This window comes from Alsobacter sp. SYSU BS001988 (genome assembly GCF_054796215.1).
The window spans coordinates 1-15,926 of sequence record NZ_JBTAMK010000010.1; the positions used below are offsets into that span (position 1 = coordinate 1).

The 15,926-nt window shown below is 70.6% G+C and carries 14 protein-coding genes; 6 read left to right on the forward strand and 8 right to left on the reverse strand.

The window, feature by feature from the left end:
- The first annotated feature begins 1,072 nt into the window (after positions 1-1,072).
- Genes ACYVO7_RS17340 through ACYVO7_RS17360 form a run of 5 tightly spaced genes read left to right on the forward strand, consistent with a single transcriptional unit; the run spans position 1,073 to position 6,305 of the window.
- Positions 1,073-1,975 (forward strand): MBL fold metallo-hydrolase, encoded by a 903-nt coding sequence (locus tag ACYVO7_RS17340; protein ID WP_460451062.1) that lies wholly within the window; start codon positions 1,073-1,075, stop codon positions 1,973-1,975.
- A 35-nt stretch (positions 1,976-2,010) separates the two neighbouring features.
- Positions 2,011-3,267 carry a 3-isopropylmalate dehydratase large subunit gene (locus ACYVO7_RS17345; RefSeq protein ID WP_460451063.1) on the forward strand — a complete coding sequence of 419 codons (1,257 nt, stop codon included), beginning with the start codon at positions 2,011-2,013 and terminating at the stop codon, positions 3,265-3,267.
- A 13-nt stretch (positions 3,268-3,280) separates the two neighbouring features.
- The gene (locus ACYVO7_RS17350; RefSeq protein WP_460451064.1) at positions 3,281-3,793 is read left to right on the forward strand and encodes a LeuD/DmdB family oxidoreductase small subunit; all 513 of its coding nucleotides are present in this window, start codon (positions 3,281-3,283) and stop codon (positions 3,791-3,793) included.
- 9 nt (positions 3,794-3,802) lie between these two features.
- Positions 3,803-4,696, forward strand: coding sequence for an isocitrate lyase/PEP mutase family protein (locus ACYVO7_RS17355; protein WP_460451065.1), 894 nt, complete (start codon positions 3,803-3,805; stop codon positions 4,694-4,696).
- A 13-nt stretch (positions 4,697-4,709) separates the two neighbouring features.
- The gene (locus tag ACYVO7_RS17360) at positions 4,710-6,305 is read left to right on the forward strand and encodes an alpha/beta fold hydrolase (RefSeq protein WP_460451066.1); all 1,596 of its coding nucleotides are present in this window, start codon (positions 4,710-4,712) and stop codon (positions 6,303-6,305) included.
- Positions 6,306-6,308: 3 nt separating this feature from the next.
- Here the strand turns inward: ACYVO7_RS17360 and ACYVO7_RS17365 are convergent, their stop codons facing one another.
- The 6 genes from ACYVO7_RS17365 to ACYVO7_RS17390 form a co-directional block, all read right to left on the reverse strand.
- A complete protein-coding gene (locus ACYVO7_RS17365) occupies positions 6,309-7,004 on the reverse strand; it encodes an ABC transporter ATP-binding protein (RefSeq protein WP_460451067.1) in 696 nt (231 codons plus the stop codon).
- On the reverse strand, positions 6,976-7,776 hold the full coding sequence (locus ACYVO7_RS17370) for an ABC transporter ATP-binding protein (protein ID WP_460451068.1): 801 nt from the start codon (positions 7,774-7,776) through the stop codon (positions 6,976-6,978). The genes ACYVO7_RS17365 and ACYVO7_RS17370 overlap by 29 nt, the downstream gene beginning before the upstream one ends.
- Positions 7,769-8,671 carry a branched-chain amino acid ABC transporter permease gene (locus ACYVO7_RS17375; protein ID WP_460451069.1) on the reverse strand — a complete coding sequence of 301 codons (903 nt, stop codon included), beginning with the start codon at positions 8,669-8,671 and terminating at the stop codon, positions 7,769-7,771. Before ACYVO7_RS17375 ends, ACYVO7_RS17370 begins: the two co-directional genes overlap by 8 nt.
- A gap of 1 nt (position 8,672) precedes the next feature.
- On the reverse strand, positions 8,673-9,560 hold the full coding sequence (locus ACYVO7_RS17380) for a branched-chain amino acid ABC transporter permease (protein WP_460451070.1): 888 nt from the start codon (positions 9,558-9,560) through the stop codon (positions 8,673-8,675).
- On the reverse strand, positions 9,560-10,726 hold the full coding sequence (locus ACYVO7_RS17385; protein ID WP_460451071.1) for an ABC transporter substrate-binding protein: 1,167 nt from the start codon (positions 10,724-10,726) through the stop codon (positions 9,560-9,562). The genes ACYVO7_RS17380 and ACYVO7_RS17385 overlap by 1 nt, the downstream gene beginning before the upstream one ends.
- A 200-nt stretch (positions 10,727-10,926) precedes the next feature.
- A complete protein-coding gene (locus tag ACYVO7_RS17390) occupies positions 10,927-11,709 on the reverse strand; it encodes an IclR family transcriptional regulator (RefSeq protein WP_460451072.1) in 783 nt (260 codons plus the stop codon).
- A 145-nt stretch (positions 11,710-11,854) separates the two neighbouring features.
- On the opposite strand from ACYVO7_RS17390, the gene ACYVO7_RS17395 reads away from it, so the two are divergent.
- On the forward strand, positions 11,855-13,468 hold the full coding sequence (locus ACYVO7_RS17395; RefSeq protein ID WP_460451073.1) for an FAD-binding oxidoreductase: 1,614 nt from the start codon (positions 11,855-11,857) through the stop codon (positions 13,466-13,468).
- Here ACYVO7_RS17395 and ACYVO7_RS17400 read toward each other — a convergent pair.
- Positions 13,465-14,727, reverse strand: coding sequence for an allantoate amidohydrolase (locus tag ACYVO7_RS17400; RefSeq protein WP_460451074.1), 1,263 nt, complete (start codon positions 14,725-14,727; stop codon positions 13,465-13,467). The two genes, ACYVO7_RS17395 and ACYVO7_RS17400, sit on opposite strands and share 4 nt — an antisense overlap.
- On the reverse strand, positions 14,724-15,923 hold the full coding sequence (locus ACYVO7_RS17405; RefSeq protein ID WP_460451075.1) for a diaminopropionate ammonia-lyase: 1,200 nt from the start codon (positions 15,921-15,923) through the stop codon (positions 14,724-14,726). The genes ACYVO7_RS17400 and ACYVO7_RS17405 overlap by 4 nt, the downstream gene beginning before the upstream one ends.
- Positions 15,924-15,926: the final 3 nt, after the last annotated feature.

Here is a 15,926-nt window from a genome sequence, read left to right on the forward strand (position 1 = left end):
CTCCGCGCGCGACGTTGGAGGATGAAAGGAAGATCCCGGGGCGCTTTCAGCCCCTTCGCGCTTCGCTGGTCGGACCTTGTCTTCCGTCCGCCGCCTCGACCGGGTCGTGAGCCCGGCTCTGACGGCCGCCGCCCCCGATCCACATCCGTCACGCTGCAGACGCCCCTCCGTGGACCGGAGCATGGACAGGGATATAGGAATTTTATCCGTTTGTCAAGCTCTGATCCGCGCCCTTGCCTCATCCGGCCCCTCATCCGACCTCGCTGCGCTCGGCTGCGTTCTCCCCGTGCCGGGGAGAAGGGCAGAACCGTCATCCCCGGCGGCGCGGAGCGCCGGGAAGGGGATCCAGAGATGGTTGGAGAGAGGCGCCCTTCGCCCGGCCGCTCTGGATCCCCTTCCCGCGCCTGCGGCGCGCCGGGGATGACGGGGCTGGCTTTGCGCTCGCTCCCCTCATCCTGAGGAGCGTCGCCCCTTGGCGATGCGCCTCGAAGGACCAGGGGCTCCAGGGCGCACGGCCGTTGCAGCTTCCTGGAGCCCTCGTCCTTCGAGACGCCATGCTGCGCATGGCTCCTCAGGATGAGGGGTGGGCGCTCGGGTGACGCCGTTCTCCTCTCCCGCCCGCCGCCGTCATCCCCGGCGGCGCGGAGCGCCGGGAAGGGGATCCAGAGATGGTTGGAGAGGGGCGCCCTTCGCCCGGCCTTCCTGGATCCCCTTCCCGCGCCTGCGGCGCGCCGGGGATGACGGGGGGTGGCCTCATGCAAACGCCCCCTCATCCTGAGGAGCATCGCCCCTTGGCGATGCGTCTCGAAGGACGAGGGGCTCCAGGGCGCACGGCCGTTGCAACCTCCTGGAGCCCTCGCCTTCGAGACGCCAATGCTGCGCATGGCTCCTCAGGATGAGGGGCTGGTGGGCCGGGAAGGAGGGTGACGCCGTTCTCCTCGTCCGCCCGCCGCCGTCTTCCCGGGCCGGGAGGAAGGAAGCGTGTCGTACCGTGAAACGCATTTTGCCCCTTGGCTGGGGTGGCGCGGCGTGGTAACGGTGGGACAAGGGAGAAAGCCCAGGGAGGGCGCGTTTGACGAGGTTCGAACTCGGCGGCGTTTCGGTCGCCCGCGTCGAGGAGGTGCTGGAGCAGGGTTTCGACCCGAACTTCCTGCTGCCCGGCTTCGATGCGGCGCTGCTCGACGAGCACCCGCAACTCGCCGGCCCCAATTTCTTCCACGCCGGCAGCGGCAAGGTGATGTCCAGCATCCAGTCCTGGCTGATCCGGCTGCAGGGCAAGACCATCCTGGTGGACACCTGCTCGGGCAACGGCAAGGCGCGGGCGCTGCCGCTGTTCCGGCGCTTCCACATGCTGGACTTCCCCTATCTGGACAATCTCGCGGCGGCCGGCGTGAGGCCCGAGGACGTCGACTTCGTCTTCAATACGCACCTCCACATCGACCATGTGGGCTGGAATACGCGCCGGGACGGCGAGCGTTGGGTCCCGACCTTCCCGAACGCCCGCTACCTGTTCGGCCGCGCCGAATACGACCACTGGCGTGAGGGCGGCGCAGGGCGGGCCCGCCTGCCCGAGAATGTCGACGTGATCCGCGACAGCGTCGATCCGGTGATCGAGGCCGGCCTCGTCGACTTCGTGGACCCGGGCGACGAGATCCTGCCCGGCCTCACGGTCGTGGCCGCGCCGGGGCACACCGAGACGCAGCTCAACCTCGTCTACGAGAAGGACGGCGAAAGCTTCGTCTGCTCCGCCGACGTGCTGCACCAGCCCATCCAGGTCTACGCGCCGGAGCTGAACAGCTGCTTCTGCGAGGACCAGGAGGCCGCGCGCGCGACAAGGCTGCGGTTGCTGGAGCATTGCGCCGAAACCGGCGCGCTGCTGCTGCCCTCCCATTTCGGCCCGCCGCATGCGGGCTTCATCGGCCGCCGGGATGGCGGCTACACGTTCAAGCCGGCGGACGTCGCCGGCCGCCACTAAAGGGCAGGCCCAGGCCGGCCCGAAGGAGATCGCACGTGGGCTACACCATCACCGAGAAGATCCTGGCCCGGGTGTCCGGCAAGGAATTCGTGAAGGCCGGCGACGAGGTCATGGCCAAGCCCGACTTCGTGATCGCGTATGATTTTCCCGGCTACACGGACGTCTACTTCAAGCAGATGAAGGAGGACTTCGGCATCGAGCGCGTCGCCGAGCCGGACCGCTACGCCATCTTCATCGACCACATGGTGCCGGCGACGACCCCCAAGGAGGAAGAGCTCCATATCGGCACCCGGACATGGTGCGCCGAGAACGGCGTCGCGCTCTACGAACGCAAGGGCATCGGCCACCAGGTCGCGGCCGAGGTGGGCTACGCCGTGCCGGGCGCCTTCGTGGTGCATTTCGACGGCCATATCAGCCAGCTCGGCACTTTCGGCACGTTGGCGATGGGCATCCGCCGCAATCTGCTGGAGGCGTTCGTGCGCGAGCGCATCTCCATCAAGGTGCCGCAGACCGTGCGGGTGAACCTGCGCGGCACGCTGCAGAAGGGCGTGATGGCGCGCGACGTGTTCCATCACCTCGTGCGCACGCTGGGACCGGCCTCCTGCCGTTTCCAGGTGCTGGAGGTGGGCGGCCCGGCGCTGTCGCAGATCTCCACCGAGGGCCTGCAGACCATCACGGGCCTCGCGATGTTCACCGGCGCGGTGACGGCGATCGTCAACCCGGACGAGGAGCGCCTCGCCTATGCGATGCCCCGCGCCAAAAAGAAGATCGAGCCGGTCTGGAGCGATCCGGACGCCGAATACGCCGCCGTGCACGACCTCGACCTCACCGACCTCGAGCCTTTGGTCGTGATCCCGCCGACGCCGGCCAATTCCCGCAACCTCTCGGAATATCTCGGGATCGAGATCAACGCCGGCTATCTGGGCTCCTGCGCGTCGGGCCGGCTGGAGGACCTGCGGGTCGCCGCCAAGGTGCTGCAGGGCCGGCAGGTGAAGGCCGGGTTCCAGCTCAACGTCGTGCCGACCAGCCAGGAGATCATGGCCGCGGCGGGCCGCGAGGGCCTGCTGTCGACGCTGGTGGAGGCCGGGGCCTTCGTGTCGTCGCCGAGCTGCGACTACTGCTTCGGCCGCATCGCCACGATGTCGGCCAACCAGCGCGCGGTCTCGACCGGCACGCTGAACGTCCGGGGGCGCATGGGCAGCCCCGATTCCGAGATCTACCTCTGCAACGCCGCCACGGTCGCGGCCTCCGCCATCGAGGGCGCGATCGCCGACCCTCGCAAATATCTCTGACCGGGAGGACGCCATGGCGCTGAAACCGCTGCACGGCCGCGTCGCCTTCGTGTTCGACGAGGAGAATTTCGACGTCGACCAGATCGTCGGGGTCAAGAACATCAAGATCACGGACGTGGACGAACTCGCGAAGGTCGCGATGCTGTCCTACGACCCCGAGTTCCACGCGAAGGTGAAGCCCGGCGACGTGATCGTCGGCGCGCATAATTTCGGCTACGGCCACCCGCACTACCCGCCCATGCGGGCCATGCGCCATCTCGGCGTCGCGGGGGTGATCGCCGAGTCCTTCTCGCCGGGCTACTGGCGCGGCGAGATCAGCATGGGTTTCCCGCAGGCGAGCTGCCCCGGGATCCTGTCGCTCGTGGACCGCTGGGACGAGATCGAGGTCGACTGGAACGCCAACGAGGTCCGCAACCTCACCAAGGGCCGCTCCCTGCCCATCGAGCCGCTGTCCTACGCCGACCGCGAGATGCTCGATGCGGGCGGCCTCGTCCCCTACCTGAAACGCCCCGTCGCTGCTGCTTGAGAGGTCGCCATGCCGTTCACCGGACACAAGGATTTCCGCGCCAAGGTGCTGGCCCAGAAGACGCACTGGGCCGCCGGGGCCTATGACGCGCTGTCGGCGCGCTTCATCCAGCAGGCGGGCTTCGACGCGCTGCTGACCAGCGGCTTCGGCGTCTCCGCCTCGCTGCTCGGCATGCCGGACGCCGAGCTCTACACGATGACGGAGAACCTCGGGGTCGTCCGCAACGTCACCAATGTGGTCGACATCCCGGTGATCGCCGACATCGACACGGCCTATGGCAACGCCATCAACGTGATGCGGACGATCCGCGAATTCGAGGCGACGGGCGTCGCCGCCGTGATCATGGAAGACCAGGTCGCGCCCAAGCGCTGCCCGATCTGCGTGGGCGGGGTCGAGACCATCCCGCTCGACGAGGCCGTCGGCAAGATCAGGGCCGCCGTCGAGGCGCGCCGCAACCCCGACATGCTGATCGTCGCCCGCACCGACGTGGCCACCGAGGAAGAGGCGATCGAGCGCGCCAAGGCCTATGTGGCGGCGGGCGCGGACGTGATCCAGCCGATCAGCCGCACCTTCAAGACCATCGAGGGCCTTCGGGCGCTGCGCGAGGCCTGCGGCGTGCCGCTGTCCCTGCAGATCCTGGGCTGGCTGGAGAAGAACCTGTCGCCCGCCGAGATCGAGAGCGTGGCCGGCCTCGCGACCTTCCCGCTGGTGCCGCTAATGAGCGTCGCCACGGCGCTGCAGGAGAACCTCGCCGTGCTGGCGCGCGAGAAGACCTCCCGGAACCTGCCCCGCCCCGTGATGGCGCACGACCCCTTCATCGAGATGATCGGCTTCAAGGAGATCGAGGCGCTGCAGCTGAAGTATCTCACCACGCCGCCGCCGAAGGCTTTCGCGGCGGAGTGAGGCGGGCCACGCAGTGACCTCCCCGGACCGCGCCCGAACGGGGCCGGAGCCTCGCCCGCACTACCTCACCGTCGCGGGCGGGCAGATCCGCATCTGGCGTTGCGGCGAAGGGCCGGACGTCGCCGTCCTGCACGGCCTGACGCTGGGCGCAGAGGCCACGGCGGCGCGCATCGCGGCGTCCTGCCCGGGGTGGCGCGTGACCGTGCTGGAGCTGCCCGGCGTGGGCGGCTCGGCGGGCCTCGCCAGCGCGGACGTGGCGAGCGCGGCCGCCAGCCTGGATGCGGCGCTGGACGCCTGCGTGTCGCCTGACGCTCCGCTCGTCGCCTGCGACCTCGCCATCGCGGTCGCGGGCCATCTGCGGCGGCGCCCCCTCCTGTCGCTTGGGGCCGAGGCGGCGCAGGCCTGGGCGGCGCGCGGCTGGCGGCTGCCGCCGCTGGCTCCGCGCCAGGACGGAACGCATCTCACGGCGCTCTGGGCGCATCTGCGCGACGCGCACCTGTTCATTCCGGACGATCCGACGCAGCCTGCGCCGACCGGCGAGGCGCTCCCGACGCCCGAGGAGCTCGCCTCCACGGTGACGGCGGCGGCCGTCGACCCGGCCGCCTATGAGCGGCTCTGGTCCGCCTGCCTCGACGCCGCGCGGGTGGACGCGCCTCATCTTGAGGGAGTTCGCGTCGGCGGCGTCGACGCCCTGCCGGCGGCGCTCGCCGGGCTGGCGAAGCCCTCGCCCGCGCCCCGCCTGCCCGCCACGGCGCCGCTGCCGGGCGACGCCGTCTGGAACCAGTATGTCGAGACTTCCCGCGGCCGCATGCATCTGCGCCGCGCCGGCGGAGCGGGGCGGCCGCTGCTGGTGATCCCGACGGGCGGCGGCTCCTCGGCGCAGTTCGCGCCGGTGGTCGCGGGCCTGGCCCGGGGGCGGCAAACCTTCTCGGTGGACTACCTGGGCAACGGGCTTTCCGACAAGCCCGACCGGCCGGTGGAGATCGGCGACCTCGCCGATGACATGGTCGCGCTGATCGAGGCGCTCGGCTTCCCTCAGGTGGACGTCTGGGGCTCCCACACCGGCGCGCTGGTTGGGCTCGAACTGGCCGTGCGCCGGCCGGACCTCGTCGGTCGCGCCGTGCTGGAGGGGCCGGTCTTCATCTCGCAGGATTTCCAGCAGGACCTGCTGGCCCGCTACTTCCCGCCGATCGCGCCTGATCCGTGGGGCCTGCACCTGCAGTTCGCCTGGAACTGGCGGCGCGACATGTTCCTGTACTGGCCCTGGTACCGCGTCGAGCGCGCCGCCGCCCGCCAGCTCGGCCTGCCCTCGGCCGAGCAGCTGAACCTCTACACGGTCGGCATCCTGGAAAGCGGCCCCACCTATGACCGCGCCTACCGCTCGGCCTTCACCTACGATACGCGGTCCCGCATGCCGCTGCTGCGCACCCCGACGCTGGTCTGCGCCGGCCCCAACGACATGCTGATCGACGGGCTGAAGGAGGCGCAAGCGCTGGCCGTGCCCGGCGTCGAGGTGCGGGTGACGCCCACCACGGTCTGGTGGCCCGATCCCGACCCCGCCGCGGCTGCGGCCACGATGGCGGTCTACGACGCCTTCCTGAACGGCTGAGCGCTACGACAGGTAGGCTTCCAGCACTTCCGGGTTCTGCTTCAGCGCGTCCGGCGTGCCCTCGACCACGATCTGGCCGCGGCGCATGACGTAGCCGTAGTCGCAGACCGAGAGCGCGATGGCGGCGTTCTGCTCCACCAGCAGGATGGACTGGCCCTCGCGGTGCAGCGCCACGATGGCCTGGAACACGAGGTCGACGATGGAGGGCGCAAGCCCCATCGAGGGCTCGTCGAGCACCAGCATCTGCGGCCGGGTCATCAGCGCGCGGCCGATGGCGAGCATCTGCTGCTCGCCGCCGCTGAGCAGGCCGGCCTTTTGCAGGCGCCGCTCGGCGAGGCGCGGGAACAGCGTGTAGACCTTGTCGAGGAGCTCAGGGTCCGCGTTGCGGCCCGCGAAGGCGCTGAGGCCGAGATTCTCCTCCACGCTCAGGGGCGCCACGACCATGCGGCCCTCCGGCACCAGCGCGAGGCCGGAGCGCACCACCTTGTGGAGCGGCAGGCGGGAGATCTCCGCGCCGTCGAGGCTGATGGAGCCCGACACCGGCCGGTGCAGCCCGGCGATGCTGCGCAGCGTCGTCGACTTGCCGGCGCCGTTGGAGCCGAGCACGACGCAGAGCGATCCCGCCTTGACCTCGATATCGACGCCGCGGACGGCCTGGATCGCCCCGTAGCTAGCGGAGAGCTTGGATACGGTCAGCATCGTTCTTGCGTCCGAAATAGGCCTCCTGCACGGCCGGGTCGGCGATGCAGGTCCTCGGGTCCCCTTCGGCCAGGAGGCGGCCGAAATTCATCACCGTGCAGCTGTCGCAGAAGGCGGTGACGAGGCTCATATTGTGCTCGACCATCAGGATGGTGAGCCCGGCGTCGCGCAGCTCGTGGACGAGGCGGCCGACCGCCTCCGCCTCGGAATGGTTCATGCCGGCCGTGGGCTCGTCGAGCAGCAGCAGCTTGGGGTCGGACCCGAGCGCGCGGGCGATTTCGATGCGGCGCTGCTCGCCATAGCTCAGCGTTTCGGCCAGCTCGTCGGCGCGGTGCGCCATCGCGACCCGGTCGAGCAGATGCATGGCCTGCTCGCGGGTGGAGCGCCAGGCGGAGGACGCCGCCGGCAGCCCCAGGAAGGACGACCACAGCGACACGCCCCGGCGCAGCCAGCAGCCCGTCATTACCTGCTCGAGCGCCGTCATGCCGCTGAACAGGCGGACGTTCTGATAAGTGCGGGAGATCCCCTTGGCGGCGATGTCCTGCGGCGGCATGGCCTCCAGCTTGGCGCCCGCGAAGCGGATCGTTCCGGAGGTGGGGTGGAACAGCCCCGTGATCAGGTTGATCACCGTGGTCTTCCCCGCCCCGTTGGGGCCGATCAGGCCATGGACGCTGCCCTGGCGCACATGCGCGGTGAGCCCGCCCACGGCCGCGACGCCGCCGAAGGTCTTGACCACGTCCTCGAGGACCAGGAGGGAGCCGCCGTCACGCATGGGCGTCGCGCTCCGCCGCCCGCTTGGCCTCGGTTTCTTCGCGGAGCCGGGCGGCCTTCTTCAGCCCCCAGGCGCGCGGGTCGATCAGGCCACGCGGCAGGAAGATCATGATCAGCAGCAGCACGACGCCCTTCGCCACGTCCTCGATCTGCGGGACGATGGCCTGCATGGTGGTGGGCAGCGCCGTGAACACGGCCGCGCCGATGATCGGGCCGAGCCAGTGGAAGGAGCCGCCCAGCACCGTGGAGGCGATCATCGTGAAGGCGATGCCGATGAAGTAGGTCTCGGGCGAGATGAACTGCAGCGTGAAGGCCAGCGCCGCGCCGCCGAGGCCGCCCACGACGCCGCTGATCAGGAAGGCGATGAACTGGATGCGGTAGGGACTGATCCCCATCGTGGAGGCCACGGCCGCGTCCTCGCGCACGGCCCGGGAGGCGAGGCCGAACCAGGACCGGTGCAGGCGCCAGAACACCACCGTGCAGAGCGCCAGCAGGATGGCGAGCTCCAGCGGCTCGACCCGCACCGGCACGATGAGGCCGTTGACGCCGCCGGTCAGCGCCGGCGCGTTCAGGGCCGTCACCCGGGTGATGAGCACGAGGGCGAGGCTGGCCAGCGCCATCCAGTGGCTCTCCAGCCGCAGGAACGCGAAGGCCACCACGGCGGCCGCGAAGCCGCCGCCCAGCGCGGCGGCCGGAAAGGCCGCCCAGAGCGGCAGGCCGAACTTGCCCGAGAGCTGCGCGGCCAGGAAGCCGCCCACCGCGGCGAACACCACGGTGGTGAAGCTCAGCACCCCGGTCGACAGCACCGCGTAGGTGCTCAGCGCGAAGAGCGCGTTGACCATCGCGAAGGTGACCGTGCTGCCATAGGCGGCCCAGAGGTCGAGGAAGGTCTCCATCTCAGGCCCGCACGAAGCTGGCGCTGCCGAAAAGGCCGCGCGGACGGGCGATCAGGAAGGCGAGCAGCAGCATGTAGGTGAAGCCGTCGCGGAAGCTGGTCGAGATGTACTGCGCCACGAAGACCTCGATGATGCCGAGGCAGATGCCCGCGATGGCGGTGCCGCGCACGTCGTCGTAGCCGCCCACCACCACGGCTGCGAAGCCCTTCAGCATCAGGCCCTCGCCCAGCGTGAAGGACACGTTGGAGGTCGAGATGCCGCCCAGAACGCCGGCGAGGCCGGAGGTGGCGCCCGCCAGGAAGGCGGTCAGCAGGATCACCATGCGGGCGTTGACGCCGCCCAGCGCCGCCGCGACCTCGTTCCAGCCGACGGCCCGCATGGCCGCGCCGATGCGGGTCTTCTGGATCAAGAGGTGGATGCCGACGGTGCAGAACAGCAGCGCCGCGATGGTGATGATCTGCATCTGCGGCACGCGCAGCGGTCCCATCACGACCATCTGGTTGGGATAGCTCGCGGCCGGGAAGGCCAGGCTCTGCTGGCCGGTCGCGAAACCGGCCAGGCTGTCCAGGATGATCCAGAACGCGATGCTGGTGATCAGCGCGCCGAGCATGCCGGTCTTCTTGGCCCGGAGCGGCTGAAAGCCGATCTGGTCCACGACGACGGCCAGGAGGCCGCCGCCGATCACGCCCGCCGCGATCGCGACCGGGAACGGCACGCCGAAGCGCTCCACCGCGTAATAGCCCGCGATGGCGGCCCAGCTGGCGTAGGTCCCGTGCGCCGCGTTGAGGATGCCGAGCGTGGAGAAGACGAGGCCAAAGCCGATCCCGAACAGGGCGTAAAGCGAACCCAGCGCCCAGCCATTGATCAGCTGCTCGACGAAGAGCTGCATCACTTGTTCTCCCAGCGCACGACCTTTCCGTCCGCCGTCCAGTTGGCGATCAGGGAGTTCTGGACTTCGGCCTGGCCGTTCACCATCGGCACGCCGCCATAGACGTTGTAGGCGATGGACTGGATCTTGCCGATCGAGGCGGCCAGGTCTTCGCGCGTGGGCTTGCCCTCAAGACCCTTCAAGCCCTGGGCGATGTAGTAGAGCGCCGTATAGCCCTGGGCCGAATAGGTGTCCGGGGCCTCGCCGAACTTCTTCGTGTAGCCCTCGACGAACTTCTTCGCCTCGGGGCTGCTGGAGATCTCGGACGAGAAGATGATCGGGAACGGGATGCCGGCGAGCGGCGCGCCGATCTTCTTGAAGACCGGAGCCGGCGAGATCACGTCGGAGGTGGCGATCTTGCCCGCATAGCCGCGCGAACGCAGCGCCGCGATGATGCCGGCCGCCGGCGTCTGGGTGGTCCAGACCATGATGAGATCGGGGTTGGTGGCCATCGCCTGGGTGGCCGGGGCGGTGAAGTCCGTGTCGGCCGACAGGATGCTGACCACGCCGACATTCTTGACGCCGGCGTCGTCCATCACCTTCTGGGCGGCCTTCAGGCGGTTCTGGAAGCCCTCGTTGTCGGCGTTGACGAAGTAGGCCACCGTCTTGGGCTTGAGCGTCTCGGCCAGCACCTTCGACATCTTCACTTCCTGAGGGCCGGGCAGGCCCACGATGGAGGTGACGTAGGGCGGCTGGGGCAGGCCGGGCAGCGTCGCGCCGTAGATCACCAGCGGCAGCTTGGCGTTGGTGGTGACCGGCTTCAGGGCGGCCGCGACAGGCGACAGGATGCAGCACGTCACCGCGACGACGTTGCGGTCGGCCGAGAACTGGGTCAGCGCCTGCACGGCACGGGCCGCGTCGGAGCCGCTCTCCTTCTCGCTGAGCTTGAGCTTGACGCCCTGCCCGATCCAGCCGGACTCGTTGATCTCGTCGACCGCGAGTTGAGCTCCGCGATGGTAGGACACGCCGGCGGCCGCCAGCGGGCCGGTGTTTTCGGTGATGAAGCCGACGCCGTACTCGCCGGCCGCAGGGGCGGCCCCGGCCGATCCGGCATACCCCATTGCGAGCGCCGCGGCGCCGGCCACAACGCCGCGCAACGTGCGCGCGGCCACGGAAGCTTTGCTCATGTTCCCTCCCCGATCCATCGCGTGATCTTGGCGATCATCATCGATCCGTCGTCGACCGGGGGTCGGACGCCATCGCCCGCAGAGCGGCGCGACATCCGGTCCCGATCACGGCGGGCTCATGGCCTAGGCGGCCACACCCCAAAGTAGCTCCAACGGCTCTTCTCTGTCAAACCACAACTCGCGTTTCGTAGAGTGACACGCTAGGGCTTGCCGGCGCCCTTGAGGCGGCGTTCGATGGCGGCCGCGGCGTGCTGCACGCGGGCGAGATGGACGGGCTTGTTGCGCGCCACCATCTGCGGCGTGAGGCCGGCGATGCTGATCGCGCACACGATGGCGCCGTCGCGACCGCGCACCGGCGCCGCGAGCGCCGACAGGCCGAGCGCCACGTCGTCGACCGCGAGTTCCCAGCCGCGCTCACGGATCTTGCTCAGCGAGGCCGCGAGCTCGGCCTTGTCGGTGATGCTCTTGGGCGTGAGGGCGGCCGCCGGCTGCCGGAGGACGCGCTCGATCTCTTCGGGCGGCTGGAACGCGAGCAGCAGTTTGGGCGCGCCGCCGCAGTTGTACGGCAAGGTTCCGCCGACCGCCCACCAATGCACCTCGATGCCCTTCATGTCGTGGATGCGGTCGAGGCACACGACGTCGCCTTCGTCATAGACGGAGAGGAAGGCGGTGCCGTGCACGTCGCCGGCGAGCTCGGTGAGCACGGGAAGCGCAAGGCCTCGCAGGTCGAGGTCGTCCGCCACGTTGGCGGCGAGATCGCGGATGGCGCGGCCCAGCCGGTAATGCTGGGTGGCCGGATCCTGGGCGATGAAGCCGCTGCTCATCATGGTCAGAAGCAGGCGCCGGGTGGTGCCCTTGTCGAGGCCCGTCGCATTGGTCACCTCGGCCAGGGACTGGACGCTCTTGCCCGAAAAGGAGGACAGCACGGACAGGGCCCGGGTGACGGCCCTGACATTCTGGGTGGGGGAGTCTGTTTCGGCCATGCCATGCCCGGCGGTTCTGGAATTACGCCAGATTACCCATGTCACTGGATGAAATGGAAGTCGAAAGTTGACACGGGTCGGCGTGCGGTGGTTCGATCCGACCCCATCGGCGGGCGACGGAACGCCCCAAACGGAGGAGCGCCCCATGTCGATGACGGATCACATCCGAGCCGATGACCTGATGGCTCTCGACGCCCTGCAACGCGCGCTCGGGGACGAGCGCGTCCTGGCGGACGCCAAGACGCGCGACTACTACGCCAACGACATCTTCTGGCAGCCCGGCATCCCGCCCCTCGCGGTGGTTCTGCCCCGCAGCCCCGAGGACGTCGCCGAAGCGGTGAGGGTCGCGGCCGAGCACGGCCTCTCGGTCGTGCCGCGCGGCGGCGGCATGTCCTACACCAAGGGCTATCTGCCGGATCGCGCCGACTCGGTGGTGATCGACACCCGACGGCTCGACCGCGTGCTCGAGGTGAACGCCGACGACCGCTACATCACGGTCGAGGCCGGCTGCACCTGGGAAAACGTCAACGCCGCGCTGGACGGCACGGGCCTGCGCACCGGCTATTGGGGGCCGCTCTCGGGCGTCAACGCCACGGTCGGCGGGGCGCTGTCGCAGAACAGCGCCTTTTTCGGCTCGGCGCTGAACGGCACGGTGGCCGAGGCGGTGCTCGGCGTCACCGTCGTGCTCGCCGACGGGCGGATGGCCACGACCGGATCGGGCGGCCGCAAGGGGACCAAGCCCTTCACGCGCGAGGGCGGGCCGGACCTGACAGGGCTGTTCCTCGGCGACAACGGGGCCTTCGGCGTGAAAGTCTCGGCGACGCTGCGTCTCTGGCCACGCCCGGCCGAGACGGGCTTCCTGTCCTTCGGCTTCGAGAGCCTGAACGCCATGGCGGCCGCGCAGGTCGAGATGGCGCGCACGCGGCTGGTGGCCGAGGGCTTCGGCATCGACCGCACCAAGGCGCAGCATTCGGCCAGCGTGAACCGCATCTCGGACGGGTTGAAGGCGCTCGGCGCGGTCGCGACCTCGGGCAAGTCGCTGCTGGAGGGCGTCAAGGCCGCGGCCGGCGTGGCGGTCGCGGGCGCCAACTTCCTGAAGGCGCACAACTACACGCTCCACATCGTCACCGAAGCCGCCGACGAGGACGCCCTGCGCAAGGGCATGGCGGCGCTGAGCGCCATCGGGCGGGCGCATGGGACCGAGATCGAGAACAGCGTGCCCAAGGTGATGCGGGCCAAGCCGTTCGGGCCGGTGCGCGGCATGCTGGGCCTCAACGGCGAGCGCTGGGTGCCGATCCACGCCGTGTTCCCGCTGGGCGACGCGCAGCGCGTGGTGGACGCCAACGAGGCGTTCTTCGCCGAGCGCCGGCCCTTCATGGAGCGCCACGGCATCGTCTACTCGGTGATGAGCATGACGGTGGGCAACGAGTTTTTCCTCGAGCCGGCCTTCTACTGGTCCGACGAGATCACGCCGCTGCACGCCGCCAGCGTGGGGGCCGAGATCGTGAAGCCCTGGATGAACCGCCCGGCCAACCCGGACACCCGCAACGCCGTCGCGGAGCTGCGCCGCGCCACGCAGGAGCTGTATGCGGGGCTCGGCGGCGTCAGCTGGCAGGTGGCGCGGGACTATCCCTTCGCCGAGATCCTGAAGCCCGAGACCTGGTCCCTGCTCACCGACGTGAAGCGGGCGCTGGACCCGCGGGGACTGATGAACCCGGGATCGCTCGGGCTCGCCACGTTGTTGGGCCGGGGGTCCTAGCCCCCTGCCCTCCCGTCGTCGGCCGGCGTCGCGCTGGCCAGCCGGGCGACGACGTCGAGCAGCACCGCCGCGCCCGCCGCGAGGTCCGCCGGCGCGGTGAACTCCGCCGGGTTGTGGCTGACGCCGCCCCGGCTCGGCACGAAGATCATGGCCGCGGGCGCGACGCGCGCCATCATCTGGGCGTCGTGGCCGGCGCCCGAGACCATGCGCCTGCACGGCAGACGGCGCGCCGCCGCGGCCTCCTCGATCATGGCGACGAGGCCCGGGTCGAAGGCGACGGGCTCGAAGCGGGCCAGGACTTCGACCGAGACCCCGACGTCCTCGGACCGGGCGACCTCGGCCAGGAACTCCTCCAGGGCGTCCTCCTCGCGCCGCAGCCGCGCCGCGTCCGGATCGCGCAGGTCGACCGTGAAGGTCGCCCGCGAGGGGATGACGTTGATCGCGTTCGGCTCGAAGGCGATGACGCCCACCGTGGCGACCGTGGGCGCGTTGGAGGCCCGCATCCGGTCGCGCAGCCAGGCGATGACCCGGGCGGCGGCCGCGCCGGCGTCCCGCCGCATCGCCATGGGGGTCGTGCCGGCGTGGTTGGCGACCCCCTGGAACACGACCCGGCGCCAGGAGATCCCTTGCAGACGCCCGACCGCGCCGATGGACGCAGCCTCGCGCTCCAGCACGGGGCCCTGCTCGATGTGGAGCTCCAGATAGGCGTGCGGCCGCAGCGCGCCCGGATCGGCCGATCCCGCATAGCCGATGCTCCGAAGCTCGTCGCCCAGGCGCGCGCCGTCCGTCCCGACGACCGCCAGCGCGGCCTCGAGCGGCATCCCGCCGGCGGCGACGAGCGAGCCCAGCATGTCAGGCGCGAAGCGCACGCCCTCCTCGTTGGTGAAGGCGGCCACCGCGAGCGGGCGAAGGGGCGTCGCCCCGGCTTCCTTCAGCGCCTCGACGACCGCCAGCCCGGCGAGCACGCCGTAGCAGCCGTCATAGATCCCGGCGTCGATGACGGTGTCGATATGGGAGCCCATGACGACCGGGGCCCGGCCGGCGTTCTCAGGCGTCGACCAGACGCCATGGATGTTGCCGATCCGGTCGATGACGACGTCGAGGCCGGCCTCGCGCAGCCAGGCGACCAGACGGTCGCGCGCGGCCCTGTCGGCGTCCGAAGCGGCCAGGCGGGTCAGGACGCCGTCCGTGCGCCCGATCTCGCCCAGCTCGCGGATCCGCTCCAGCATGCGGGCGGTGTCGAGGGAGGGCGGCGTCATGGGCGGGCTCGCGCGAGGATGGCTTCGGGGGACGCGCCGACCAGCTCGGCGTAGCGGCCGGGATCGGTGGCGCCTTCGGTGTTGATGACCCAGACGCGGGACTCGGGCCCCAGCTTGAGCGCATGGCGCGCCTCGGGATCGCGCAGCGCGGCCGTGAGCCCGGCGAGGCCTGCCCCGCCGCTCTCGCCCGCCACGATGGGCGGGTCGCCGCCCAGCGGGCGCGCCAGCGTCCTCATGGCGGCCACCGCGTCGTCGTCCTCCACGGTCATGAAGGCGTCGGCCGCGCAGAAGAGCACGCGCAGGGCCAGCGGCGACGGCTCGTAGCACTCCAGCATCGCCATCACGGTCGGCTCGCCATGCGCGACCCTCACCGCGCGGCCCGCCCGGGCGGCTTCGACGACGCAGGCCGCGCGCGCCGGGTCGACCACCGTGAAGATCGGGCGCTCGTCGCCCAGCGCGAGCCACAGATGGGCGGCGACGGCGGCCGCGATCCCGCCGACTCCCGCCTGGACGAACACATGGGTGGGAGGCGCGGGCCACTGCGACAGCGCCTCCCTGACGATGGCGGTGTAGCCCTGCATGACCAGCCCGGGGATCCGCTCGTAGCCGTCCCAGGAGGTGTCGGAGACCACCGTCCAGCCCTGCTCGGCGGCGACGCGGGCGGCCTCGACGACGGAGTCGTCATAGGAGCCCTCGACGCGGACCATGCGGGCGCCGAAGCGCGCGATGGCGGCGACCCGCTCGTCGCTGACGCCGCCATGGACGAAGATGACCGCCCGGGCGCCGACCTGCCGGGCGCCCTGCGCCACCGAGCGGCCGTGATTGCCGTCGGTCGCGCAGGCGAATGTCATGGCGCCGGCCACGGCCCGGACCTCCGGCGCGTCGAGATCGGCGTCGCCGAGCGGCCGGCCGAGCCGGGCCTGGGCGGCTTCGAGCGTCAGCCTCGCCACCGCATAGGCCCCGCCGAGGGCCTTGAAGCTGCCGAGGCCGAGCCTGAGGCCTTCGTCCTTGACGTGGAGCGCGCCGACGCCGAGCGCCGCGGCGAGGCTGGGCAGAGCGCGCATCGGCGTCGGCGCATGCTCGGGCAGATGCGCCAGGCGCCGTTCGATCGCATCCGCGCCCGCGACCCCGAGGGTCTCGCTGTCGACGGCATGGAGCGGCGCGCGGTAGTCGGGGTGGCGGTTGAGCAGGAACACGGG

Bases quoted from the DNA above. Each gene is read 5' to 3' on its own strand.
- ACYVO7_RS17375 (WP_460451069.1), bottom strand. From the start codon at position 8,671: ATGGAGACCTTCCTCGACCTCTGGGCCGCCTATGGCAGCACGGTCACC.
- ACYVO7_RS17380 (WP_460451070.1), bottom strand. From the start codon at position 9,560: ATGCAGCTCTTCGTCGAGCAGCTGATCAATGGCTGGGCGCTGGGTTCG.
- ACYVO7_RS17365 (WP_460451067.1), bottom strand. From the start codon at position 7,004: ATGCTGACCGTATCCAAGCTCTCCGCTAGCTACGGGGCGATCCAGGCC.
- ACYVO7_RS17355 (WP_460451065.1), top strand. From the start codon at position 3,803: ATGCCGTTCACCGGACACAAGGATTTCCGCGCCAAGGTGCTGGCCCAG.
- ACYVO7_RS17390 (WP_460451072.1), bottom strand. From the start codon at position 11,709: ATGGCCGAAACAGACTCCCCCACCCAGAATGTCAGGGCCGTCACCCGG.
- ACYVO7_RS17395 (WP_460451073.1), top strand. From the start codon at position 11,855: ATGTCGATGACGGATCACATCCGAGCCGATGACCTGATGGCTCTCGAC.
- ACYVO7_RS17385 (WP_460451071.1), bottom strand. From the start codon at position 10,726: ATGAGCAAAGCTTCCGTGGCCGCGCGCACGTTGCGCGGCGTTGTGGCC.
- ACYVO7_RS17350 (WP_460451064.1), top strand. From the start codon at position 3,281: ATGGCGCTGAAACCGCTGCACGGCCGCGTCGCCTTCGTGTTCGACGAG.
- ACYVO7_RS17400 (WP_460451074.1), bottom strand. From the start codon at position 14,727: ATGACGCCGCCCTCCCTCGACACCGCCCGCATGCTGGAGCGGATCCGC.
- ACYVO7_RS17370 (WP_460451068.1), bottom strand. From the start codon at position 7,776: ATGCGTGACGGCGGCTCCCTCCTGGTCCTCGAGGACGTGGTCAAGACC.